Origin of the sequence: Singulisphaera photorubra (assembly GCF_045290345.1) — a bacterium.
In the GTDB taxonomy this organism is placed as follows: domain Bacteria; phylum Planctomycetota; class Planctomycetia; order Isosphaerales; family Isosphaeraceae; genus Singulisphaera.
This window is the reverse complement of record NZ_CP155447.1, coordinates 254,626-279,231: the sequence shown is the minus strand read 5'-3', so window position 1 is coordinate 279,231 and position 24,606 is coordinate 254,626. Positions and strand designations below refer to the sequence as shown.

Here is a 24,606-nt window from a genome sequence, read left to right as displayed (position 1 = left end):
GATTTGGCCACTTCATTTGTTTCAGGAATCGCTTGCCATGCGACTTACCGCCTCGCTGAAGCATGCCTTGGCGGCCGCCTCCGCCGTTGCCCTCTGCCTGACCGCAGGCTGGGGGCAGGAGGACGACCTTGCCAAGGAACTTCCCCGAATCCCCGCCCACGAGCCGGCCGATGCGTTGAGCACGTTCAAGCTTCATGCGGGCTTTACGCTTAAGCAGGCGGCTGTTGAACCGGTGGTCCACAGCCCGGTCGCCGTCTGCTACGACGCCGATGGTCGGCTCTACGCCGTCGAGATGCGCGGCTATCCGTTCGCCGAGCCCGTCCCCACCGGGGGAATCAGCCTGCTGGAAGACGCGGACGGCGACGGGACGTTCGAGAAGCGACACGAGTTCCTCAAGGAGCTCTCGTGGCCGACCGGGATCGTGCCTTACGACGGCGGAGTCTTCATCACCTCCGTGCCAGACATTATTTATGCCAAGGACACCGACGGCGACGGCAAGGCCGATATTCGACGGGTTGTGTTCACCGGCTTCGACAACAAGAATGTCCAAGGCCTGGTCAATGGCCTGCTCTGGGGCAACGACGGCTGGATTTATGGCGCCGCGGGGACCAACGGCGGGGACATCGTGAATCCCTCGCAGCCTGGTCTCAAGGCGGTTTCGGTTCGTGGACGCGACTTCCGGTTCAAGCCCGACGGCTCGGCCTTCGAGGCGATCTCCGGCGGCGGGCAGTTCGGCCACGCCGTCGACGACTGGGGCCACCGGTTCGTCTGTAGTAACAGCAACCACATTCGCCAGGTGGTCCTGCCGGCCCGCGACCTCGAGCGGAACCCGGCCCTGACCGCGACGACCGTGACCACCGACATCGCCGTTGAAGGGGGAGCGGGGCCCGTCTTCCGGCTCAGCCCGCCCGAACCGTGGCGCGTGGTGCGAACCCGGCAGCGGGTGGCCGACCCGAAATTCGTCGCCAAGGCTAGCCCCTCGGAGCTGTACGCGGCCGGATTTTTCACCTCGGCCACCGGTGTCACGATTTATCGAGGCTCCGCCTACGCGCCCGAATATCGCAACAACGCATTCGTCGGTGACGTCGGTGGCAACCTCGTGCATCGCAAGATCATCACCAAGAACGGGGCGATCCTTCAGGCCAAGCGCGCTGACGAAGGGGTCGAGTTCCTGGCGTCGACCGACAACTGGTTCCGGCCGGTGAACTTCGCCAACACGCCCTACGGCACGTTGATGATTCTCGACATGTACCGCGAGACCATCGAGCACCCGATCTCGATCCCGGAACCGATCAAGAAGCACCTCGACCTGACCAGCGGGCGCGATCGGGGCCGGCTCTACGAACTTCTTCCCGACGGCTTCAAACGGCGAGCCAAGCCGGCCTTGAACAAGGCGACGACCGCCGAGCTCGTGCAACACCTGGCCGATCCTGACGCCTGGTGGCGCGATACCGCTCAGCGATTGTTGATCGAGCATGGCGACAAGGCCGCCATCGCCCCCTTGAAGGAGCTGGCCCGCACGCGTCCCAACGCCCTGGCCCGCGCACATGCCTTGTGGACCCTCTCGGTCCTGGGCGGACTCGACGACGACCTGATCGTGACGGCCCTGGCCGACGCAGAGCCTGGGGTCCGCGAGCAAGCCGCGAAGCTAGCCGGTCCCCGGGCCAACTCGAACGCCCCGCTTCGGGAGGCCTTGCTCGGCCTGGCCACGGACCCTGATCCGACGGTCCGGTTCCAGGTCGCCCTCTCGCTGGGCGACGTCACCGACCCCGGGGCGGCCAAGGCGTTGGCCTTGATCGCCGTCAAGGATGCTTCGGATCGCTGGACCCGGACGGCCGTGCTCAGCTCGATTGGCGGGCGAACGCTCGCTCTGATCGAGGCGCTGGCGGCCAAGCCGGCCTTCTTTGAATCCAAAGAAGGGCGGGACTGGCTGGGCGAGCTCGCGATGTTGATCGGCACCGAGAATCGGGCCGAGGACGTCCGGGCCTTTCTCGACCAGTTTGCGGGGGGGCAGTCCGACCCTGGGCTGGCTCGTGTGGCGGTCCTTGGACTGGGGCGTGGCCTTCAGCGCTCGGGGGGATCGCTCCGTGACGTCCTGAGCGGCCCGGCCGCCGAAAAGATCGCTCCCCTCTTCGCCAAGGCCGCCCAGGTTGCGGCGGGCGAGGGAGCGCCGGCGGCCCGCGTCGACGCGATCGGGCTGCTGGCACTGGGCTCGGCCGACGATGCCGTGAAGGTCTTGCCCGACCTGCTGGATGCCCGACAACCGGGCACGGTCCAGCTCGCGGCCATCCAGTCGTTGGCAGCGCACCCGGACCCGCGGGTCGGGCCGGCGATCGTCGAACACTGGAAGGCGATGGGCCCCGCCGTGCGTCGAGAGGCCGCCGAGGCCCTCTTCACACGCCGAGAACGGCTCGCCGCCTTGCTCGACGGCATCGAGTCCAAGACGATCTCGGCGGCCGAGCTCGACCCCGCTCGCCGCAAGGGTCTCCTTGCCAACCCGGACCGCGCGATCCGCGCCCGGGCCGAGACGATCCTGGCCAAAGAGGCGCGGCCCGACCGGGGCGCGATCATCACCCAGTATCGCAAGGCCCTGGAATTGACGGGCGAGCCGGCCAACGGAAAGACCGTCTTCACCAAGGTCTGCGCCACCTGCCATCGGGCCGAGGGCGCCGGGGCCCAGGTCGGCCCCGACCTGGCCACCGTCACGGGCCGGTCTCCTGAAGACTTGCTCATCCACATCCTCGACCCCAATCGCGAAGTCGCTCCGAACTATCTCAACTATGTTGTTGTGACGGTGGATGGACGTTCGCTCTCCGGTCTGATCGCCGAGGAGACCGCAGGCGCCGTCACCCTGAAACGGGCCGAAGGGGCTCTGGATGTCGTGACCCGGAAGCAGATCGAGGAGATCGCCTCGACGGGCCTCTCTCTGATGCCCGAAGGGTTGGAGCAGGGACTCGATCCTCAAGCCCTGGCCGACCTGATCTCCTACCTGCGTTCCATCCAGGGGAACAGCGGACCCGCACCGGCGGCCACCCCCGCGAAGTAACCCCTCGGCTGTCCGAGGCAAACCTGATTTGTTGATGACTCCCCCACGTGGCCATTGCCGCCCGCGTGGGGGAATTTTTTTGCATTAGGTTATGTATGGAATAAGCAGATTGTTGTGTCATGCTGTGGTCGACTTGGTAATCCTTGGGGGGGGTGAGACTGTCGCTACGTTGCCGGAGGCTTGTCACCCGTCGGAAGACAGGGAGCTCACGCTCCCGCTCGCCTTCCAGGCGAGCGAAATCCATGGGACCACGATCAGTGTCGTCCTTTGATTGTTGGTTTTCGCTCGGCTTCCAGAGGCGAGCGGGGAGCGTGAGCTCCCTGTCTTTGGGCCTTCGCATGGGATTCCAATACCAGGGTGGGCCGTGCGCACCCTCCAAGAGGGATCGCGTGTGGGCGTCACCTGGCAGGCTCATGGCTTTTCGAGGATTGTTGCCATACACTGGCCGGTCCCCTTGCCTGTGCGAGGGCCGGCGTGCCCGCGAATCCCGAACGTTGGAACCTACCCTCAACGGACTCCGTGAGGGGGGGAGATCCCATGCGAAAGCCAACCGACCTTCACGGACTTCACGTGTCCCTGATGTCAGGCTTCTTACTGGCCCTGCTCGTGGCCCCGTCCTCGGCTCGTGCCGAGACCCATGCGACCGCGGACCGGCCGAACATCGTTTATATCCTGGCCGATGACCTGGGTTATGGCGACGTTCACCGCTTGAACCCCGACTCGAAGATCGCCACACCGAACCTCGACCGCCTGGCCGAGCAAGGGATGACCTTCACCGATGCGCACTCCGGTTCCTCGGTCTGCACACCGACCCGCTATGGCATCCTGACGGGGCGCTATGCGTGGCGATCGCGGCTGAAAAAAGGGGTTCTCGGCGGTTATTCGCCCCCTTTGATCGAGCCGGGCCGATTGACCGTCGCCTCGCTCCTTCAGCAAAAGGGCTATCAGACCGCTTGCGTCGGCAAGTGGCACCTCGGGTTCGACTGGGGGACTTCGCGTGCGCTCCGCTTCGGCGACGACATCGACGCGAAGGAGAAAATGGCCGCGGTCGACTACAAGCTGCCGATTACCCACGGACCCACATCCGTGGGGTTTGACACCTACTATGGCATCAGCGCGTCGCTCGACATGCCGCCCTATCTTTATATCCACGATGACCGCACCGTGGGGTTGCCCACCACCGAGAAGACTTACATTCGGAAAGGTCCTGCGCACGCGGATTTCGAGGCGGTCGGCGTTCTCCCCACGCTCACGGCCAAGGCGGTCGAGTTGATCGACGGGTGGGGGAAGCAGGAGAAGTCGAAGTCCCGGCCATTCTTCCTCTATTTCCCTCTGACAGCTCCGCACACTCCGATCGTCCCCGATGATTCGTTTCGGGGTCGGAGCAAAGTCGGCACCTATGGCGACTTCGTGATGCAAGTCGATGCCACGGTCGGCCGGGTGCTCGATGCGCTCGAACGGAACGCGATGACCGGTTCGACCCTGGTCATCTTCACCAGCGATAATGGGTGCTCCCCCTCGGCCGACTTTCCCGCGCTGGCCAAAGCGGGACATCATCCGAGCGGTCCGCTCCGCGGTCACAAGGCCGATATCTTCGAGGGGGGCCACCGCATCCCGTTCCTCGCCCGCTGGCCCGGCAAGGTGCAAGCCGGATCCACCTGCGACGACACGATCTGCCTGACCGACTTGCTGGCCACCTGCGCCGCGATCGTAGGGTCGACGGTGCTGGCAGATGCAGGCGAGGATAGCGTGAACATCCTCCCCGACCTCCTGGGCACGGCCCAGGAGCCGGTGCGTGAGGCCACCGTCCACCACTCGATCGACGGCTCGTTCGCGGTCCGCCAGGGGCCATGGAAGCTGGCTCTCTGCCCCGACTCCGGGGGTTGGAGCGATCCCCGTCCCGGCCGTCCCGAGGCGAAGCGGCTTCCCCCGGTCCAACTCTTCAACCTCGAACGCGACCTGGGCGAACTCCGGAACCTCCAAGCCGAGCATCCCGAAGTCGTCGAGCGACTGACGAAGCTTCTGGAACGTTACGTGGTCGAGGGACGCAGCACTCCTGGGCCTGCGCGGGAGAACGCCGGATCGGTCCGGATCTCTCGGGATGCAAATCGTTGATTGGCCTTGTATACGTGTGTGGAAATTTGGTGATGAGGAGAAGTACATGATGACGTCGAGAGTCTTATCCCGTCTCATTGGGCTGGCCCTCGCATTAGGGGGTGCCGCCCCTGCTCTCGCCGCCCCTCCGAATGTCGTCATGATCATCGCCGACGATCAAGCGTTCGGCGACTATTCCTTCATGGGCCACCCGCAAATCCGGACCCCGAACCTGGACCGGCTGTCGGCCCAGTCGTTGACGTTTCGACGCGGCTACGTCCCCTCGAGTCTCTGCTCGCCGAGTCTGGCGTCGATTCTGACGGGGCTCTACCCGCACCAGCACAAGGTGACGAGCAACGACCCCCCCTTGCCCGCCGGCAAGGTGGGCGTCGCGGCGATTCGAGACCCCGGCTATCTCGCGGCTCGTCGAGAGATGATTGCGAATTTCGATCGGTCTCCGAGCTTGCCGAAATCGCTGGCGACCAAGAACTATCTGAGCTTTCAGGCCGGCAAATGGTGGGGGGGGAACTACCGCCACGGCGGTTTCACCGAGGGCATGACTCAGGGCGATCCCGATAAAGGGGGCCGGCATGGCGACGAAGGTTTGAAGATCGGCCGGCAAGGGATGACCGAGGTCTTTGAGTTCATCGATAAGGCGAGCGGGCAGAAGGCCCCTTTTTTCCTCTGGTATGCGCCGATGATGCCGCACTCGCCCCACACTCCTCCGGCCCGGTTGCTCGAGAAGTACAAAGGTGCGGCCCCCTCGCTCGAGGTGGCCAAGTATTGGGCGATGTGTGAGTGGTTCGACGAGACCTGCGGGCAACTCCTTGACCACCTCGATAAGAATGGGTTGGCCAAGGACACCATGGTCGTCTTCCTCGCCGACAACGGCTGGATTCAGGATCCGAAGGCCGACCGGTTCGCCCCACGCTCCAAGCAATCGCCCAACGAGGGAGGAATTCGGACCCCCATCCTGATCCGCTGGCCCGGTCACGTCGAGCCGAGCGTGTCGAACCAGCCGGTGCTCTCGATCGACCTCGCCCCGACGATCCTCGCCGCCGCCGGACTTACCCCCGCGCCCGAGATGCAGGGGCTCAACCTGCTCGATCAAGCCAAGGTGGACCAGCGCAAGGCGATCTTCGGCGAGATCTTCACCCACAACGCCGTGGATATCCACGACCCTGCCAGCAGTCTCCGCAATCGCTGGGCCATCGAGGGGGACTGGAAACTCATCCTCCCCGCGCCTCAGAACACCCCCGACACGACCGCGGAACTGTACGACCTCGCGCACGATCCGGGCGAGACAACCAACCTTGCCGCTCAGAATCCAGAGAAAATTGAGCATTTGAAAAAGCTGATCGAAGCGTGGTGGCCCGCCACGACGAACCGGAATTAGGCCGGTTAGATTCGTCCGGAGGGCCGTTGCGGTGGATCCCGCCGGCCCTCCCTCCCCCAAAACGGTTCGGAACCAGGACGAGTCAAGAATTGCTGCTTTGTTAATGGAGTGCTGTGATGCGACGCTCTCACATACTGTCATTGGCCATGTTGCTCGGAATCACGCTTGTTCCGAGACCGGGGCTCGCTGCGTCTGCCGAACGACCGAATATCCTCTGGCTCGTCGCTGAGGACTTTGGACCCCACCTGGGATGCTACGGCACCCAGCAAGTCTGGACCCCGAACATCGACAAGCTGGCCGCCGAAGGAGTTCGCTATACGAGGGCGTATACCACGGCCCCGGTTTGCTCGGTGAGTCGATCCGCGTTCATGACGGGGATGTATCAGACCACCATCGGCGCCCATAATCATCGCTCGCACCGCGACGATGGCTATCGGCTCCCTCCCGGCGTCCGGATCGCCCCCGCCTGGTTCCGCGATGCCGGTTATTTTACCGCCAACGTCCGGACCTTCCCCGCCGGTGCGAACGTGACCGGCTCGGGCAAGACCGACTGGAACTTCACCACCGAGGGAAAGCCGTTTGACTCCGGCCGTTGGGAAGATCTCAAGTCAAATCAACCATTCATCGCGCAAGTAAACTTCAAAGAGACGCACCGCGCGTTCGTCTCTCCACGGCGGGCCGACCCGGCCAAGGTCGTCATCCCCCCCTACTACCCCGACCATCCCGTCACCCGCGAGGATTACGCCAAATACCTCGACGCCGCCACGGAACTCGACGAGAAAGTCGGCCGCATCCTCCAGCAACTCGACGCTGATGGCCTGGCCTCGCGGACGATCGTCGTGTTCACATCCGACCACGGCGAAGCGCACGTCCGGGGCAAGCAGTTCTGCTACGAGGAAGGTCTGCACGTCCCCTTGATCGTCCGCTGGCCGGCTTCCCTCCCCGCCCCCGCTCACTACCGCACCGGCGCGGTGGACGATCGCCTGGTTGCGGCGATCGACCTGCTGCCGACGCTCCTCGACGTGGCCGCCGGCCAGAAGAAACCGGCCGGGATGCAAGGGCAAGTCTTCCTTGGCGATCGGGCCGAGGCAGCTCGCCGCTACGTCTTCGGCGCCCGCGACCGTTGCGATGAGACGGTCTTCCGATTCCGCACGGTTCGGGACGCTCGCTACCGCTACATCCGCAACTTCATGCCCGAGCGTCCGTTCTTGCAAGCGAACGACTACAAGGAGCGGTCCTACCCGGTCTGGAACCTGATCAAGGAACTCGCCGCCCAGGGCAAGTTGACGCCGTCCCAGGCCGTGCTCGCGGCCCCCACCATGCCCCCGGAAGAGTTCTACGACCTCGAGAGCGATCCGCACGAGATCCACAACCTCGTCGACTCCCGCGATCCCGCGAACCAGACCGCGTTGAAGCGACTGCGCGCGGAACTGGAGCATTGGATCGAGGAGTCGAACGACCAGGGCCGAACCCCGGAACCCGCCGCGGTCGCCGCGGCCAAGGGAGCCACCAAGCCCGCAACGAAGGCGAACCGAAAGAAGGCGGCCAAATAAGACGCCGTGACAAGGGCTTGGGGTTGGTGGATTCGGGTGGCCCGGGCAAGCCAGTTGTTCGGGCCGCCCGGGGTAGGCGAAATACCCGGTAACGAGGCGAAAGACCCCAAAAGACGGGCCGATCGGGCCACTTGCTCATATTGTGGGCAGACCTTGATGTCTGGATGATGACTTCCCGACTTGATTTGAGAGGTATAGCGCTAGACGCTCAATTGAAGCGGAATTGCCTCATTTCAGGCAGGTTTGGGGCCTCAAAAACCTAACCAAGTTGACGAAGTAAGTCATGATGGATTTTCCATATTTTTTGAGTTCCGATCTTGTTTTGCCGTGTTTGGTCTCTCTATACTGCGACTCAGATTCAGGCCCGGCGTCGGGTCTCAAGTGTGTACTTTGCAATGGAAGGGACATGGGTAAGATGAACAAGATGATGGAACGAATGGGAATGACGGCTCCGACGACCGGCATGCCTGGCATGGGCGCGGGGATGATGAGCGGCCCCTCGGCGATGCCGACCGGCATGAACATGATGATGATGTCGCGATGCAAGATGGTCTTCGAGAAGTGCCCGGGCGGCATGAAGATCACCTGCACCTGCGACGACAAGATGGCCTGCAGCATGATGCAGAACCTCTGCACGATGCTGGCCGGCGGCATGTGCTCTTGTTGTATGATGATGAACGGCATGATGGTCTGCTGCTGCAACCTCATGATGGGCATGTGCAAGTGCGAGATGACCGAAGACGGCTGCTGCATCACCTGCACCAGCGGTGACAAAGATTGCTGCGCCATGATCCAGGCCTGCTGCGACTGCTGCGCGACCATGATGGACGCCGGTTGCACCTGCTGCGTCATGATGAACGGTATGCCCGTTGGGTGCAGCTGCTAATCGAGATATGCGGTTAATGGGTTGAAAGGGCTGCGTCCATTCTGTGAGGGACCCCTTGGTCTAAGGGACGCACCGATCCGAGGCTCAATACAAAGGGGCGGGGAACTCATAAACGAGTTCCCCGCCCCTTTGTATTTGATGAGTTTCTCTCTCGGCTTGCTCTTGAACACTGGTTTTCAGAGGGGAGGAAACGTGATTGGCCTTGGCTTTCCCTCGCTCATGTCTGAATGGCTTTCAGGTAGCGGTCGGCGGAACGGCGAACGACCGCCTTGCCGCCTGAGGGAATGACCCCTTTGCCACGAACGACGAAGGCGCCATAAATCCGATCGTAGGCGAGCGGTTCGAGGCAGTCGACGACATGGCGGATCGCAGGCGCATTCAAGGGGATGAAGTTGGGGTAGCTGTACATGAAACTGACCTGCTTGGGGTCCATGCAAATTTGCGGCTGGTCGCCCGCCATCAAGGCGCCGAGGCCGCCGGCCCCGGCCGGCCAGTGGAGGACCTGATACCCCTCGAAATGGCCGCCGGTGCGGACCAAGTTTAATAATCCGCCGCGAAGCTTGAGGCTTTCCCCGTTCCAGAACCGGACGCACGGGTCAGGACGCATCACCCAAGGCCGTTCCGCCTCGTGAATGTGCACGGGGGCATTCCCGAAGGCGCGACTCCACTCGACCATCGTCGTGTAGTAGTGAGGATGGGAGATTGCGATCTCGGCGATCCCGCCCAGTTCCTTGATGCGTGCGATCGTCGCGTCGTCAATCAGTGAGACGCAATCCCAGAGGACGTTTCCTTGCGGCGTCTGGATCAGGAAGGCACGCTGGCCGATGCTGAACTTCGGCACGGTGTTGATCGAATAGAGATGCTTTTCTTCTTGTGTGATCGCGTTCTTGTGCGTTGTGCGGATCTGGTCGAGGGTCTTCCACTCCTGGCCGTCTGGGTTTACGTATTGTCGTTCGTCTTCGCAGACGGGGCAGTGCTCGGGAGGGCGGGAAGATTCGGTGAACTGGGAACCGCAGGTTACGCACACGTAAGCAAATGTTTCGGAGATGTCGGCTGCCGTCGCGCCAGCCGGGCGGGTCGAGGCCAGCGTGGTCAGGGCGGCCGCCGTGGCGGAGGTATCCCGCAAAAAGGCTCTTCGCGTCGAGTCCGATCCCATGGCGGTTGTGCCTCGTTGCTTTCCGTGAGTGATGGCCGGAACTGCCGGCGGATTCGTTCCGGTCCGGCCGAGGGGCGTCACGAGCGGCTGTCACTCTCAAGTAGCGGTCGACTGACTCCGCCCCTATTATCGCTCCGGGAAACGGTCAGGCAAGGGGAGAGCAACGCCTGGATGGGTGGGCGCTGCGCTTGCCGGTCGTCCGGTCCCGAGGGAAGGGCGCCGCGGTTTCTTGCGTTCCAGGGACCGGCGGCGTCCTTCCCGAGCGATTCGGGTGGGGACCGTTTACAGGTCGTCAGCCGAGATCACTTCGCCCCCGTCGCGGGTCAGAAGGCTCTGGAAGTTCCGGGGGAGGATCGTGTCTCTGAGGAAGCGGACCGAGCCGTCGGCGAACCCGGCGTTCGTGCCCCCCGGATGATGGCCGAGCAGGCCCTTGGTGGTGAACGGGGTGGGGATTTCCCAGTCGTCCGGTTTGGTCCAGGTCACGGCGGAGTCGTCGTTGGCCTCGATGACCATGATCGTGTTCGAGGTGCCGTCGGTGATCTCCTGGAGCCTGATTCCCGTCTTGCCTGGGAAAATCGTGTCGGCGCCTCGAGGCGTGAGATAGGTCGTCTTGCCCTCGCCCGCGAGTTTCCGACTGCCGCTGGGGCAGGCGAGCATGGGCGGCATCCGCGAGATCAGGGCTTTATTGTTCGCGCTATCCCAGGGTTCGTCGAGCTTGAATTGCTTGTAGAGCGACTGCTGCTCGAGATAGGGCAGGATGTGGACCCGCCAGCTCAGGAGGGGCTTGCCATCCTTGGTTGCGCTGTAGGCGGGCGGGAATGTGTTATAAGCCGCGTGATAGTTGTGCATGGCCAGACCAATCTGCTTCAGGTTGTTGATACACTGGGAGCGGCGGGCCGCCTCGCGTGCCTTGCGGATCGGCACGGCGACCAGGGCGGCCGTTTTCTCGAGGTTGGCATCGAAGCTGATTCGGTCTCCCTGGATCTGAGGCGTGGTGGTCTGGCTGAGCGCCTTGATCAGTTCGGCCAATCCAGGGTCGGCCTGAGCGTTGCGGGCCAGGAGTTTGAATGCGTCCTGGGCGAGGGTCAGAATGGCCTTGGCCGTGTCGGCATCCTCCGCCTGAACAATGATGTGGAGGGCGGGTTTGGGGTCGGCTGCGATGGCGAGCGCCGCCCACCGGAGACCGCGGGAGAGCGTTGTGATTGGAGCGCCGCCGAGTTCGGGGGGGAGGTTCGGCATACTCTCCTCGATCGCCCTGCGCTGGGTGGTGCTCGGGACGAAGGCGATCCGGATCGCGGCTTCACCCCCGGCCAGGGCGAGGGCGATCTCGGGGCGAGCCGTGGGCTTGGCATCGCGAATTCGGGCCAGGGCCTTGGGAGAGCCGGAGACGATCGCGCCGCGGATCGTCTCGCTGGCCGCCCCGCGTCCCAGTCCACCACGCTGAAGGCTGTCCGAGAGAATCTTGGCCACCGCGCGGTCATCGGCTCCGTCGCTCAGTGGCACCACCAGGACCGGCACGCCAGGGACGTCGGCCGGGTCGAGCAGGAGGAACAGGTCCTTGGCGCCCGCCTTCCGCAGGGCTTCGACCCAGTCGCCGGCCGTTTTCGTGATCCGGCTCACATCCTCTTCGTCGGCCAGGGTGCCGACAACGCTCCGGACGAAAGTTTGCACGTTGAGTTTGGCGAGGTCCAGGTGGGCCACCGCCGCCACCTCGTCGCCGAGGAAGGGGGCGACGGCCGCCGCGGCCTTGGCGGCTCCCTCTGCCTGGGACGGCGGCGCTCCGATCGCCAGAAGCACAATCAAGGGGGCTGAAAGCATCATGGGCGGTTCTCCAGCGGGAACGGGACGAGGGGCGATCAGGTTAACGGGCCAGTTTCAACAGGTAATCAATCGTGTAGGAGGGATGGTTCGGGCCTCCGGGGGGGACGGGGGCCGTCAGGGTGGCCGTGTCGCCTTGAACCTTGTAGACGAAGGGATTGCCTGTCGCGGGATCGCGCGGCACGGGAGCGTCGGTGATGTCTTCGAGACTTGCGGGGAACTTGCCCGGGTGAGCGTGAACGTGCAACCGGATGGCTTCAACGCATTCGAGTGCGTCGAACTGGCGATCGAGCCGCAGGGCGGCAAGGCGTGCTGAGTTCAGGGCCGGAGTCAGCATGCGGAACATCGTGAGCAGGGGGTTGGCGAGCTTGTCCTCCTGGGTGAGCACGCTCGCCTGGTCCGCCCGGCCGAACGATTGCCAGTAGGGAAGATTCATCCACTTGTAGGTTTCGTCACGAAGCCTTCGGTATTCCTGGAAACTGTGGATCGCGGCGACCTGGATAATGGGCATCGCCTCGACCGTCGCTTCGGGCCGCCCTTCGGCGATCAGGGCCCGTTTGGCCTCGGGGTAGATCTTGGCGGCCATGGCGGCGATCCCGAGTCGGCGCGCGGAGCCGGACAAATCAGGCAAGGCCGCGTTGGTGCCGGGGATCGGCTCACCTGTCGCGAGGCTGAAGAGCTTGCGTTGCAGCTCATTGGTGAACCGTCGGGCCTCGTCGAGGCTCCAGACTCCCCGATCGAGCTCGTTGAGTTCGGGCACCTCCCTTTCGAGGATGTAGCGTTCCCCTTCCAACGCCTCCCTCAGGTCGATGAACGGCTGGGGGCGGTCGGCCAGGGCCCAGAACAAGCTGGGGGTGCCCGGGGCCTGGATCAGGTCGATGAGGCAGCCGTTCATCAGGGTGTCGATCGCGACGCCGACCAGCGCCTGGATCACGAGCGGTCCCTGGCTGACGTGTCGACCCATGACCAGGCCGATCTGGATCCAACGCATGGCCTCGTCGGTTTTGCCATCCAGGATTTCCAGACGGGCCCGTACCTTCACCAGCCTTGCCAGGGTGCGCATTTCCTGGATCTCGGGGATCAAGAGATTGATGCCTTCCTTGCGCAGGTCGAATTCCCAGTCGCAGGTCGCCCGGATCGCGCCCAGCTCGATCTCGTTCAGGACCCTGCGGTACGGCTCGAGTCCCGTTCTTGCTTCGTCGCGCGGGAACTCGTCGAGCGGGACGTTCCCCCAGCGAGCGATCCGCTCGTCGATCGACTCGGGGCGGGCTCCGGGCTCCGGCTTCTTTGCCAGGGCGGTGTCGTTCCCTCGGATCGTGAGCATCATCTGGAGGGCGCGATGGTAGAAGATCGCGGCGTTGCCCGGCACGAGCGTGTGGCGCTCGGGCACGAGCCGGTACTTCAGGGCCGGCCGGGGCGCGGCGGCCGGCCGCAAGGTGAACACAGTCGGCTGAGGGGCGGGGGGCGACTGGGCCGGGGCCGGGGTCGGGGCGGCCAGCGGTCCCAGGGCCGAGGCCAGGGCAACCAGAGCGAATGTCCGTCTCACGAGGGGGCTCCAGGCTCGAGGGTTTTCAGGAGTTCTTCTTGCCACAGTTGACGCGTGAGCGGGGGCGACGGCTTGAGGGCATCCAGGTTTGCTCGGGTCGATGGTGGGGTGGGAAGGCCGTCGAGTCCGTAGCGGAACACCTGCGAGGTCAGCCGCTCGTAGGCGGTCGACCCGAACGAAGGCGAGGCTCCAAAGCCGCGGATCGTCGCCGGCGCCTGGGCCACGACCGGGTCGGTGGGGGTGTCGCGAGCGACCGGTTCCCGCTCCCGGACGACGATGACCTTCTCGATGATTTGAGGGGTTGGCCGGTTCGCGAGCATGGCCGCTTCACCCAACGCGATCAGCCCGGTGCTGGCGGCGACCGCAATCCAGAGCCCTCGGCCAACCGACGCCTTTCGCATTGAGGCCTGCCCCGCGCGGAACATCAACTGGTCGCGGTCGAGGCGGCTACGTGACGGTGTGAGCGAGCCGAGGGCGTGCTCGATTGCGTTCAACTCGAGATCGACCGCGTGGTGCTGCTCGTGCGACATGGGATCCCCAGGCGTTCACGCAGGGCTGTCAGACCTGCGTGATAGAGGCGGTGGGCCGAACTCGCGGAGATGCCGGCGAGCTCGGCGATCTGTTCAAAGGCCAAGGCCCCCCAGAGATGGGCCACGATGACTTCACGCTGCGCGAGGGGCAACGCCGCGAGCGCCGACTGGGCGAGCTCGGGATCCACGGCGGTCGCACCTCGACCCAACGGATCGGGCTCGAACCAAGCGGGAACCGTGGCCGCGGCCTCGGCCTCATGACGCTTCCGCCGCTGGCTGGCGATTCCGGCGTTGATCGCGCCATTGCGGACCGTTCGGAACAGCCAGGCCTCGAGCGATAGAAGCGGCTTACGCTGGGCAGCCAGCTTCACGAACGCTTCCTGGACGACATCCTCGGGCGTATCGCACCACTGGCGAGCGTAAAGCTCGAGCGGCCCGGCCAACCGATCGATTAAGCGTCCGAGCTGTGCTGAATCCATGCGCTGGGGACTCACCGGCCGCACTGGTCACTCTATGGAGTATGACAACAGTCGGACTGCGGGATCCCAAGTTTTTTTGGAGTCGATTGGTGAATGTCGTGAGGAATTGTTGTAACTGGTTTGACGAAAAGATTTTAGGGGAGATGAGGGGGCGTGGTTTTCCTGTCTTCTTGGCGAGAGAAGTCAAAGATGGTGGGCCGTGCCCACCCTACAAGAGGGAAGGAAAGGCCCGAATTCTCTTGTAGGATGGGCACGGCCCACCAGGGATTCCCCGAGGAGATGAGGGACGGGGAGCCGGTCAGCTCCCCACTCCCCACTCACTCAGATCAAGTCAGGTCGTGGAGCACCCCGTCGCCGCAGAAGTTCGGGTTGCCGAACGTGTCGATCCGGTGTCCCATGCCGTGGGCCAATCCCAGCAGGAGCCGGTTGTGGGGCACCTTCTTGTACTGGAGCGACCGGCCCATCCGGAAGTCGAGGCCGTTGCCGACCAGCACGAACGGGATGTTGTCGAGGGTGTGCGAGTTCCCCTTGCCCAGCTCGTTGGTCCAGACGATGAGCGTGTTATCGAGCAGGCTCCCCTGCCCGCCCGGTTCGGGGGTGTCGGCGAGTCGTTTCGCGAGGTAGGCGAGCTGCTCGCAATACCACTGGTTGATCCGCGTCAGCTTCTCCTGGGCACTGGCGTTGCTGTCCGGCTCGTGCGATAGCTCGTGATGCCCCTCGTCCACCTTCAGCCAGCGCATCTTTGCGCCACCGACCGAGTTGGTGTATTGCAAGGTGGCCACGCGGGCAAAGTCGGAGGCGAAGCTGTTGACCATCAGGTCGATCTGCATCTTGCTGATGCGGGGGATCTCGTCGTTCTCTTCCTTGATCCCTGGTTCGAGCTCGGGGACCGCGTGGCCGAGTTCCTCGTTCTGGCTCGACTTGAGCTCGTTTTCCATCTCGCGAACGAAGGTCTCGTGCTCTTCGAGCAGGTGCCGGTCCTCGGCGCTGACGACCGATCGGACCTTGCCCAGGTCGTCTCCCAACGCGTCGAGGATGCTCTTGAGGCTCTCGCGATCCTTCATCCGGCCGTAGAGCTTGGCGAACATCTGGTAGGGGTCGTCGATCGGCGTGACCGGCTTGTTCGGGCCGCTGTAGACCATTCGGGTCCAGGTGTCCGCGCGGTCCGGCACCATGACGCCGAACTCGAGCGAGCCGAACCGGGTCCGCGAGTCGGGCCCCTTCTGAAGATGATTCTTGATCTCTTGATCGATGGAGATGCCGCTGGACCATCCGGCCGGGGTGTCCGACCCCCCTTGGATATTGCCGGGGAAGAGTTCCGTCCCCGTGAGCAGGCAGCCAATTCCGCGCATGTGGCTGTCGCCGTCGCCGCGGACCTTGTCGCAGACGCCGCGGAGGATCAGAGTCTGCTTGCGGAACGCTTCCAGGGGCGCCAGGCTCTCCTTGAAGGCGAACGACTCTCCGGCTTCGTCGGGCCAGAACGTCGAGGGAACGATGCCGTTCGGGCTGAAGAGAATGACCAGCCGTTGCTTGCGCTTTTGCTGGTTCGCAAAGCCGAGGCTAGGCAAATTCAGGATGAACGGGAGGGATGCCGCGCCAATGCCGAGGTCGCGAATGAACTCGCGTCGAGTCGATCTCTGGGCCACGTCATTGCTCCTGAATAAAGCCGGCGAAACGAATCGAACAAGGATCAGGCAGGAATAGGCTTTGGCGGCACCCGGCCTACGGGGCGAGTGCGCACTCGATGCATCTACGGTTTACTCTCACGCGCGGTCAAGGCGGTGTCAGTCACGATCTTGACTACGAGTTTTCGGATGTTGAAGTCACTTTCGGTGAACGCGGTGCGCAGGTTCTCGAGCTCATGCGATCCGAACGCGCGGACCGGGTGTTTGACGATGTTGTGGAAGACCTGTTCGATGAAGGCGTTGTGGGTCTCCGGGCTGCCTGCCAGGAACGTCGCCAGGTCGCGGGCGCCTGCGAACTTGACGAGTTCCCCGGTCCTTGTCTGATAGGCTCCCGTCGCGTCGATCGACCGGCCGTTTTCCTCGCGACGGAAACGACCGACGGCGTCGAACGGCTCCAGGGTGAAGCCGAGCGGGTTGATCATCGCGTGGCAGGCCTGGCAAGACTCGGGGCTGGTCTGAAGGGCCACCCGTTCGCGAGTGCTCAACTGAGGATGCAGGTCGGGCGAGAGCGGAGGGAAAGCTTCGGGCGGCGGCCGCAACGCCAGGCCGAGGACGCTCCGAGCGATGAACACGCCGCGATGGATCGGCGAGCTCGTCGCCGTGTAGGCGAAGCTCGTCATCAGATACGGATGGGTCAAGATGCCGGCACGCTCGCGAGGTTCCGCCGTGACCTTCTGGAAGGGGGCGTCGGTGGGAAGTTCCGCGCCGTAGAACTGAGCGAGCCGGCCGTTGAGGTAGAGTGAATCGGTGAGCAGGAGCTGGCGGAAGTCGGAGGATTCGCTCCAGACCAGGTCTTCCAGCAGCAGGTCGAGCGAGGTGCGGAGGTCCGACGCCATCGCCTCATCGAACTCGGCGAACCGCTTGGGATCCTTCGCCAGGTCAGGGATCTGTTCGACCTTCAGCCACTGAAAGAAGAAGTCACGGAGCTTCGAGCGGCACCGCAGGTCGGAAACCATGCGTTCTGCCTGGCCGGTCACCTGATCAGGCGTTTTGAGCTGGCCGGATCCGGCGGCTTGGAGGAGTGGCTTGTCCGGGATCGAGTCCCAGAGTCCGAACGAGATTCGGGAGGCCACGTCATAGGCATCCCCCTCTCCCCCGACCTCGTGGTAGAGGAACCGGGGTGACTTGAGGACGAGGAGCACGACCCGCTTGACGGCCGTATCGAAGTCGCGGATGTCCTTGAACTGACGCTCGACATAGAGCTCGCGCTGGTCGTCCGACAGCGGGCGGCGAAACGCACGCTCGGCGAATTGAAGGCTGAACGCGCGGAGGCGAGGCTCTCGGTCCGGGTCGCTCTCTTTGACCCCGGTCAGGTCGCGAAGGTGGGCCACGACGTAGTCGGCCACTTCGATCGCGGCGTCAGTCGTGGCCTGCTCCCACTCCTTGGAGACCGACGACCCACGTTCGTAGCCGATGCTGCGATCATCGGGCGGGAACGGGCTCGCCAGGACGAAGGATTCAGGAAGTAGGTTGGGGGAGAGGTTGTGCGGGGGAATGACCTCGGCGGCCCGATGCGGCAGGGCCCACTCCAGGGAGACCGACGCCGGCGCCTCCTCGGCCTTCTTGTCTTCCTTCTTGACCCCTTGGTTGGCCTTGAAATATTCGAGCCGCAGGGGATAAGCCCGACCGGCCAGCAGGCGGATCGACCCGCGATATTCGGTGTCGCTGCCCGACTTGACATACGCGTCGATCAGCGGCTGCTTGAGGTCGTTGACCCACAACCGGGCGCTGTTCTCGGTCTTGACGATGAATTCATACTCCCCCGTCTCGGGCGCGAGGACCGACCCTTGCCAGCGGATCGCGAATTCCTTGGGCTCGATCTTCTCGGGGTCGGGGCTTGACTTGGCGAAATTGAATCGGACCTCGGGATCGACCCGGCTGATGACCCCGTCCTTGCGGATCTGCTTCGACTTGAAGTAGTCCCCCTGCAAACCGCGCTGCTCTCCCCACTGGCCGGGGGAGCGGAAACTGCCGAGGAGGTCGGTCACCGCATTGCGGTACTGTCGCACGGTGAGGTGGGAGAGCTCGATCCGGGGAGGCTTGGTACGGGCCTGCGCTGCTTTCGAATAGAATGCCTCGTAAATGTAGGCTGCAACCTGCTCGGCATCCTCCCCGACACATGACCCCGGATCGTCCTCGGGCATCGACTTGGCGATGTAGCCGGCGAGCCGGGGCAAGGTCCGATCCCCGATCAGAGGATGCGGATAGTCCTCGGGGGTCCCCTCCCCCTTCGCCCCATGACACGAAGCGCACTGGCGAAGGTAAATCTGTTCTCCGCGGCTCTCTTCGGCTGCCGTGACAACTCGCGGGGTCAGCACCACCAGTGCGAGGATGGTCAGCCAGCCGAGAGCTGTTCTGGCCGCGAGACCTGGGCGACGAAGTGAGACCAAGGGGTGGAGTGGGATCGGCATCGGTAGGCTTTCCATGGCGGAGCCTGGGTCTCCTGGAGCCAAGACGCGGAGCCGGGCGTGTTACCTAAGCGGCAGGACTGACCACCGACCGTTGACAGGATCAACCGGATTCCGGCGGCAGCGAACGCGGAGGACTCATCTGAACCAAAAAAATCAAGGATCGTCGAGCAGTCTGACAGATTCCACTCCTTTGCTTCGACGAGGCGCGCACGCCAGCCGTCGATAGAACAAGTATTCTACTTCACTCGGACCCGCGGAACAAGGTGATGAGTTTCCCTCCGGGAATTTCGGCTCGGGTGACGCCGGCCAAGGAGTTCACGCTCACCTCGAGGGCGAGCGTGGCGAGTTGAGGTGAGCCGCCGATGCCCAATGTGTCAGGGGGATGAGGGGCCGCCATTCGTCGTTGACGGAGCGGAGCCGGAAGCTGCGTTTCGGCTGGGGTTTGTGGCCACGGTGGGCGCCTCACGCTTGGGCTTGGCTTTTCGCGGTAGTTTCTCGTCCTGCATGGCGGTATTGTAAACAAATGCAGCCATGATGATTGAGGCTTGCTTCATGTCGTCGGCCTGGATGCGGTCGAAGACATCCTGGTTCGAGTGGTGGGTTCGGGTCGAGTATTCGACCGGATCCTGGATGAACTGGAAGCCGGGCAGTCCGACACCGTCGAACGAGAGGTGGTCGGTTCCCCCGGTGTTGGCGAGCGAGAGGGTTGTGGCCCCCATGTCTCGGAAGGGCTGGAGCCACTTGCGGAAGATCGGCCGCACGGCCTCGTTCCCCTGGAGGTAGACCCCTCGGATTTTCCCGGTTCCGTTGTCGAGGTTGAAGTAGCCCGAGAACGATTCAAACTCAGGGGTTGGCGTCGAGTCGGCCTCGGACTTCTTGTCCTTGGTTTTCTCCGTCTCAGTCTCCGAGCTCTCCGAGCGACCGAACCCGGCGGGGTCGTCGCCGTTGCTGAAGTGCTTGGAGGCATAGGCCCGCGAGCCCCGGAGCCCCTGCTCTTCGCCGGTCCAGAGCGCGATCCGGACGGTCCTGCGGGGTTGCAAGTGGAGCGCCTTGAGGATTCGAAGGGCCTCCATGGCCACGGAGACGCCGGCCGCGTTGTCGGTGGCGCCGGTGCCGCTGTGCCACGAGTCGAGGTGGCCGCCGAGCATGACGACTTCATGTTTGAGGTCGGTGCCGGGAATTTCGGCGATCGTGTTGTAACCCATCAAGTCGTCATCATGAAATTGGACGGACAGGTCGACGGCCATTTTGAGCGACTCGCCCTGGCCGATCATGCGGATCAAGCGGTTGTAGTGCTCGATGGCGAGGACGATCTGGGGGACGGTCCGAGGGGAGTCTTTGTCCCAGGCGGCGGGTCGCCTGGCTTTGGTGGCGGGCAGGGTCGCGGGGCCGGGAAGACTGGCACTGCTGACGAAGAGGGTGCCGCCGTCCCCGAGCGAGCTGGGCTCGACCACCAGCGCAGCACCTTCGTCGACGAGGAACTGGAGCTTTTTCCGCTCGAACGAAGGGGTTTCGCGGCGGCGTTGTGGACCACGTCCGCTGCTGGGCTCGCCGGCATTGGCCAAGGTGAGCAACTCGCTATCCGTCAGCCGGGTCGCGAGCGGTTCGACTCGGGCGGCGAGGTTGCGCGCCGGCCCGGTCAGCACGATCGCTCCCTTGATCGTTCCCTTGAACCGGGCGAGGTCGGCTTCCGACTTGGCGTCGAGGTAGACGACCGGGGCGTGGAGCGTCCCTTCGAGGCCGGGCGACCATGCCTTGGGGTAGCCGATCAAGGGGATCGAGTGCGGCTCGACGACCTGGGCCGAGAACCGCTGGAGCGACCAGCCGCGCCCGAATGGCCCCCACGACTCGAGGTGCGCGTTCTCCATGCCCCACCCTGAGAGCTTGTCTCGGGTCCACTCGTTCGCTCGCGTCAGCCCCGGCGAGCCGGTGAGCCTGGGGCCGATCACGTCGGTCAGGTAGCCCAAGGTCGCCATGACCTGCGACCGCTTCAGTCCTTCCTCTTTGATCCGCTCGATGGGATCGTTCACGGCTTTGGTCGAGGCTTGCTTCGTCTCGACCGCCTTGATGACCTCCTTGGCCGTCGGCTGGTTCGCGACGGGGGCCGGTTGTTGCGCATGGAGCGAGAACAAGGGCAAGAGACAGGTCACTGGCAGCAGCACGAGGGTTTTGTGGAGCCGGGGCATGGTTGCGGAACTCCGCGAGGATCAGGATGAGGATCAGGATCAGGATGAGATTCGCGAGCGATGGGGCCCAATGGAGGTGGCGCGTGATGTTGTTTGCGGTTCCATCAGTCGCGGGACCTGATCTTAGGCTCGCGTCGAGCGACACTCCAGAGGGTGGCGGACTGGTTTTCGCCGAGAACACCAGGGCAAAGCCTGGTTGCGCGAGCGATCTGGTGGTGAAAGTTCGGTGAACCGATTAGCATCGGCGAACTCGTTACCGATGGCTGTTACAGGATTTCAAACGCAAAAGAAGTTTAAGAGGGAGAGGTCGTGATGAGCCGTAGCGTCGTTCGTTGGATGGTGGCCGCGCTGGTGCTTTGCGCCACGGCTCAGGGACCGCGCAGCGTTTGGGCGGCGGATCGGAAACCGAACATTGTTTTCATCCTGGCCGACGACCTCGGTTACACCGATGTCGCGTGCTACGGAAGTGGCTATTACGAGACTCCGAACATCGACAAGCTGGCCGTTCAAGGCTTGAAGTTCAACTATGGGTACTCGTGCGGGCCCAACTGCCAGCCGACGCGGGCCGCCCTGATGAGCGGCCAGTACGGGCCGCGGACCGGCGTTTATACCGTGGGCTCGATTGATCGGTTCGACTGGAAGAGCCGACCGCTCCGGCCGGTCGACAATGCCCAGGGGCTGCCGTTGGAGAAAGTAACGATCGCCCAGGCGCTCCAGTCGGCAGGGTATGCCACGGCGATGTTCGGTAAGTGGCACCTCGGCCAGCAAGGGGACTATCACCCCAGGCGCAGGGGGTTCAACGAAGCGATCGTCTCGATGGGTAAGCACTTTGACTTTACGACCATCCCCAAGGTCACTTACCCGGCCGGCACCTACCTCGCCGATTTCCTGACCGATCAGGCGGTCGACTTCATCACCCGTCACAAAGACGAACCTTTCTTTCTCTATCTGCCTCACTACGGCGTTCATTCACCTCATCAGGCCAAGAAAGAGCTGGTTAAGAAGTTTGCTGGCAAGCCGGCGGCCGGAGGGCACCACGACCCGACCTACGCCGCGATGATTGCCAGCGTCGACGAGAGCGTGGGCCGAGTGGTCAAGACGCTCGATGATCTCGGGCTCGCCGACAACACGCTGGTCATTTTCTCGAGCGATAACGGGGGTGTCGGAGGCTATGCTCGGGAAGGGATTGGCAAGGCGGGAGCCGTGACCGACAACGCCCCGTTGCGTGGAGGCAAGGGAATGCTCTACGAAGGGGGAATCCGGGTCCCTTATCTCTTTCGCTGGCCCGGCAAGATCCCCGCGGGCACCGTCTGCGACCGCTCCATCAACAGCGTGGATCTCTACCCCACCCTGGTCGAACTGGCCGGAGGAAAGCCGGCAGAGAACTACCCTCTTGATGGAACCAGCTACCTCAGCTTGTTGACCACCGGTGGCCAGGGAAAGTGGGAGCGTGAGAACCTCTACTGGCACTTTCCCGGCTATCTTGGCGCGGGCCGGGAAAGCTGGCGGACTACCCCCGTCGGCGTCATCCAGTCGGGCGACTGGAAGCTCCTGGAGTTCTTCGAGACCGGCAAACTCGAACTCTATAACCCACGAACCGATGTGGGGGAAAAACACGATCTGGCCGCCACGATGCCCGATCGCGTGAAGGAACTTCACGCCAGGATGCTCGCATGGCGTCAGCAAATTCATGCACCCATGCCGACACCGAACAAAAAGTGAGACTCGGGGGGCAATCAAGCAGTTCATGAGGTCGCCGAGTCCCCTCCGTTTCCCAAGAACGGTGCCAAGGGACTCGGGTCCTGAGTCGCGGGGGCATTTCGCGGGGTAAACTATCCCGCGTGTCCGTTCGGAGTGGCAGTGGCAGGGGGGCTCGTTCCGTGAACGAACGGATTGTGGCGGTTAGGGTTGGGGCGATCCGATCTCCAGCTCATGACCTTGGCGGGCCCTTTTTTTAATTTTTTTGCGGATCACTGAATATCCCCGCGACCGCGGGCGTCCAAGACAGGTCGATCGCGACCTCCTCTCGCGTTCCTCCGGCTCTGAAACTTTTCCTTTCATGCCTTGAGCCGGATCCGATCGAGCGCATTGATCCTCTTCTTCTGCCGACTTTCACGACCAATGTCCGGATAATCCCCCCGCGTGCTCAGGTGAGCACCAGAAAGGTTTCTCCCCCATGCGACTCGCTCTCTTTACGCCCGGGCGTTTGGCGGCCCTGGCGGCCGGACTCTGTCTGTCGGTATCAGCGACGCAAAGCGTTGCGGTCGAGCCCGCGGCCAAGGCCGAGGATCAGACGACCTCCCCCGAAACCAAGCCTGTCAGCCTCTTCGAAGCGGTTCGACAGGGGGATGTTTCCGTCAACGCTGAAGGCAGCGGCGATGGCCGTATGACCTTGTCGCTCACGAACAAGACCAAGCGGCCGCTCCGGGTCGTCCTTCCCCCCGGTCTGATCGCCTCAGGGGCCACCGGCCAATTCGGCGGTATGGGTGGCATGGGTGGCGGCGGCATGGGCGGTGGCATGGGAGGCATGGGCGGCGGTGGTATGGGCGGTGGCATGGGGGGCATGGGCGGCGGCATGGGTGGTATGGGCGGCGGCATGGGAGGCATGGGCGGCGGTGGTGGCGGCGGCATGATGGGGGGGGGCGGAACCATGCCGGCCTCCATGGGGATGATGATGTTGGGTCGGCTGATCATGTCCCTTGTCGGCGATAAGGATAGCTGGGACCAGCAGTCGCTGATGGGCGGCATGATGGGCGGTATGGGCGGCGGTGGTATGGGCGGCATGGGTGGTGGCATGGGCGGCATGGGGGGCATGGGCGGTGGCATGGGAGGACGAGGCGGTGGATTCCGCTCGGTTCCTCCGACGGGCCTCCCGTTCGCCGCGCTGAGCCCGAAGCAGACCCGGCATCTTCCCACTCGCCTGGTGAGACTGTCCGACGCGAATGCGGATCAGTCGATGGCGATGCCGGCCAAGGGGGAGAAGCTTCGTCTCGGCGAGATCAGCCAGTTGACCGATGACACCCGTGTGCAGGGGGCGCTGAAGCGACTGGCCGAGGACAAGGCGCCTCAGGCTGTGGCCCAGCTTGTCATGTTGCGCGTGGCCTCTGGCCATGAGTGGGACGCGATCGAGGGGATGTCGAAGTCGTGGTCCAACGCTCATGAGCTGACGCTGGCCCGGAACTTCGTCGATGGCTTGGGGGCGATGCCCGCCGAGGAGACGGGGGTCTTGCAGTACGAGGTCGTTTCCAAGGGGACGGCCGGAGAGTCGGCGGCTCAAGAACTCCGCGACGCGCTCAAGGAGAAAACGCTCCTGGGGCTGAAGGGGGTTTCGGGCGTGCCTTCGGAGCCGAAGGGGCCGGCCGTGGCGTGCAAGGTTCAGGTCAACGGTGACGAGGCCACCGTCCAGGTGGCGACCAGCGACGGCCCGGCTCGTTCATGGGCGGCGGCGGGTAAGTTCACGCTTCCGCTCTCGCGTAAGAAGACGGGTGAGCTCGACGTGGCGGCCGTGGCCGACGGCCTGGCCGAAGGGATCCTCGACCGCATGGTTCGGGCTCAGCTTTCCTCCGGGCCGCGCTCGAAGGGGAAACCGACCTACAAGATCAAGATCGAGAATGCCTCGCCGCTGATCCTGAACGGAATCGCGGTCCTGGGCAAGGAGAACGGCAACGACTCGAAGATCCTCTCGGGGATCAGCATCTCGCCGCAGCGGAGCATGACACTCCCCGCGACGGAGGAGATGGTCAAGTCGCTCGGCCTGAAAAAGGGGATCCGCGTGATCGCGGCCGACCTGAGTGGTCTTTGAGGCTGATGTCTGTTCTCT

15 protein-coding genes are annotated in these 24,606 nt (G+C 63.8%); 6 read left to right on the top strand and 9 right to left on the bottom strand.

The annotated features are described in order from the left end of the window. Positions 1-37 precede the first annotated feature (37 nt). From V5E97_RS01025 to V5E97_RS01010, 4 genes are all read left to right on the top strand, one after another. The gene (locus V5E97_RS01025; RefSeq protein ID WP_406697413.1) at positions 38-3,046 is read left to right on the top strand and encodes a PVC-type heme-binding CxxCH protein; all 3,009 of its coding nucleotides are present in this window, start codon (positions 38-40) and stop codon (positions 3,044-3,046) included. A 537-nt stretch (positions 3,047-3,583) separates the two neighbouring features. Beyond that, on the top strand, positions 3,584-5,161 hold the full coding sequence (locus V5E97_RS01020) for a sulfatase family protein (RefSeq protein ID WP_406697412.1): 1,578 nt from the start codon (positions 3,584-3,586) through the stop codon (positions 5,159-5,161). Positions 5,162-5,210: 49 nt separating this feature from the next. Next, entirely contained in the window at positions 5,211-6,536 is a 1,326-nt protein-coding gene (locus tag V5E97_RS01015) for a sulfatase family protein (RefSeq protein WP_406701113.1), read from the top strand. 116 nt (positions 6,537-6,652) lie between these two features. Then, the gene (locus tag V5E97_RS01010) at positions 6,653-8,089 is read left to right on the top strand and encodes a sulfatase family protein (protein WP_406697411.1); all 1,437 of its coding nucleotides are present in this window, start codon (positions 6,653-6,655) and stop codon (positions 8,087-8,089) included. Positions 8,090-8,317: 228 nt separating this feature from the next. Here V5E97_RS01010 and V5E97_RS01005 read toward each other — a convergent pair whose 3' ends face one another. The 9 genes from V5E97_RS01005 to V5E97_RS00965 form a co-directional block, all read right to left on the bottom strand. After that, the gene (locus V5E97_RS01005) at positions 8,318-8,941 is read right to left on the bottom strand and encodes a hypothetical protein (protein WP_406697410.1); all 624 of its coding nucleotides are present in this window, start codon (positions 8,939-8,941) and stop codon (positions 8,318-8,320) included. A 251-nt stretch (positions 8,942-9,192) separates the two neighbouring features. Beyond that, a complete protein-coding gene (locus tag V5E97_RS01000) occupies positions 9,193-10,131 on the bottom strand; it encodes an MBL fold metallo-hydrolase (protein WP_406697409.1) in 939 nt (312 codons plus the stop codon). Between the two features lie 282 nt (positions 10,132-10,413). Continuing rightward, positions 10,414-11,952 carry a DUF1559 domain-containing protein gene (locus tag V5E97_RS00995; protein WP_406697408.1) on the bottom strand — a complete coding sequence of 513 codons (1,539 nt, stop codon included), beginning with the start codon at positions 11,950-11,952 and terminating at the stop codon, positions 10,414-10,416. A 40-nt stretch (positions 11,953-11,992) separates the two neighbouring features. Beyond that, positions 11,993-13,495 (bottom strand): hypothetical protein, encoded by a 1,503-nt coding sequence (locus V5E97_RS00990; RefSeq protein ID WP_406697407.1) that lies wholly within the window; start codon positions 13,493-13,495, stop codon positions 11,993-11,995. Next, a complete protein-coding gene (locus V5E97_RS00985) occupies positions 13,492-14,025 on the bottom strand; it encodes a hypothetical protein (protein WP_406697406.1) in 534 nt (177 codons plus the stop codon). The genes V5E97_RS00990 and V5E97_RS00985 overlap by 4 nt, the downstream gene beginning before the upstream one ends. Then, positions 13,986-14,504: an RNA polymerase sigma factor gene (locus V5E97_RS00980; protein ID WP_406697405.1), complete on the bottom strand. Its 519-nt coding sequence runs from the start codon at positions 14,502-14,504 to the stop codon at positions 13,986-13,988. Before V5E97_RS00980 ends, V5E97_RS00985 begins: the two co-directional genes overlap by 40 nt. Before the next feature lie 326 nt (positions 14,505-14,830). Further along, positions 14,831-16,150 (bottom strand): DUF1552 domain-containing protein, encoded by a 1,320-nt coding sequence (locus V5E97_RS00975; protein ID WP_406697404.1) that lies wholly within the window; start codon positions 16,148-16,150, stop codon positions 14,831-14,833. 104 nt (positions 16,151-16,254) lie between these two features. Beyond that, positions 16,255-18,600, bottom strand: coding sequence for a DUF1592 domain-containing protein (locus tag V5E97_RS00970; protein ID WP_406697403.1), 2,346 nt, complete (start codon positions 18,598-18,600; stop codon positions 16,255-16,257). 374 nt (positions 18,601-18,974) lie between these two features. Continuing rightward, a complete protein-coding gene (locus V5E97_RS00965) occupies positions 18,975-20,786 on the bottom strand; it encodes a M20/M25/M40 family metallo-hydrolase (RefSeq protein WP_406697402.1) in 1,812 nt (603 codons plus the stop codon). 312 nt (positions 20,787-21,098) lie between these two features. On the opposite strand from V5E97_RS00965, the gene V5E97_RS00960 reads away from it, so the two are divergent. Together V5E97_RS00960 and V5E97_RS00955 are read left to right on the top strand one after the other, a co-directional pair. Next, positions 21,099-22,508 carry a sulfatase gene (locus V5E97_RS00960; RefSeq protein ID WP_406697401.1) on the top strand — a complete coding sequence of 470 codons (1,410 nt, stop codon included), beginning with the start codon at positions 21,099-21,101 and terminating at the stop codon, positions 22,506-22,508. Positions 22,509-22,962: 454 nt separating this feature from the next. After that, positions 22,963-24,588, top strand: a complete 1,626-nt coding sequence (locus tag V5E97_RS00955) for a hypothetical protein (RefSeq protein WP_406697400.1) — start codon at positions 22,963-22,965, stop codon at positions 24,586-24,588. Positions 24,589-24,606 lie beyond the last annotated feature (18 nt).

Excerpts from the sequence above, each read along its gene's own strand:
- V5E97_RS01025 (WP_406697413.1), top strand. The coding sequence starts at position 38 with ATGCGACTTACCGCCTCGCTGAAGCATGCCTTGGCGGCCGCCTCCGCC.
- V5E97_RS01020 (WP_406697412.1), top strand. The coding sequence starts at position 3,584 with ATGCGAAAGCCAACCGACCTTCACGGACTTCACGTGTCCCTGATGTCA.
- V5E97_RS01015 (WP_406701113.1), top strand. The coding sequence starts at position 5,211 with ATGACGTCGAGAGTCTTATCCCGTCTCATTGGGCTGGCCCTCGCATTA.
- V5E97_RS01010 (WP_406697411.1), top strand. The coding sequence starts at position 6,653 with ATGCGACGCTCTCACATACTGTCATTGGCCATGTTGCTCGGAATCACG.
- V5E97_RS01005 (WP_406697410.1), bottom strand. The coding sequence starts at position 8,941 with ATGACGCAGCAGGTGCAACCGGCGTCCATCATGGTCGCGCAGCAGTCG.
- V5E97_RS01000 (WP_406697409.1), bottom strand. The coding sequence starts at position 10,131 with ATGGGATCGGACTCGACGCGAAGAGCCTTTTTGCGGGATACCTCCGCC.
- V5E97_RS00995 (WP_406697408.1), bottom strand. The coding sequence starts at position 11,952 with ATGATGCTTTCAGCCCCCTTGATTGTGCTTCTGGCGATCGGAGCGCCG.
- V5E97_RS00985 (WP_406697406.1), bottom strand. The coding sequence starts at position 14,025 with ATGTCGCACGAGCAGCACCACGCGGTCGATCTCGAGTTGAACGCAATC.
- V5E97_RS00980 (WP_406697405.1), bottom strand. The coding sequence starts at position 14,504 with ATGGATTCAGCACAGCTCGGACGCTTAATCGATCGGTTGGCCGGGCCG.
- V5E97_RS00970 (WP_406697403.1), bottom strand. The coding sequence starts at position 18,600 with ATGCCGATCCCACTCCACCCCTTGGTCTCACTTCGTCGCCCAGGTCTC.
- V5E97_RS00965 (WP_406697402.1), bottom strand. The coding sequence starts at position 20,786 with ATGCCCCGGCTCCACAAAACCCTCGTGCTGCTGCCAGTGACCTGTCTC.
- V5E97_RS00960 (WP_406697401.1), top strand. The coding sequence starts at position 21,099 with ATGAGCCGTAGCGTCGTTCGTTGGATGGTGGCCGCGCTGGTGCTTTGC.
- V5E97_RS00955 (WP_406697400.1), top strand. The coding sequence starts at position 22,963 with ATGCGACTCGCTCTCTTTACGCCCGGGCGTTTGGCGGCCCTGGCGGCC.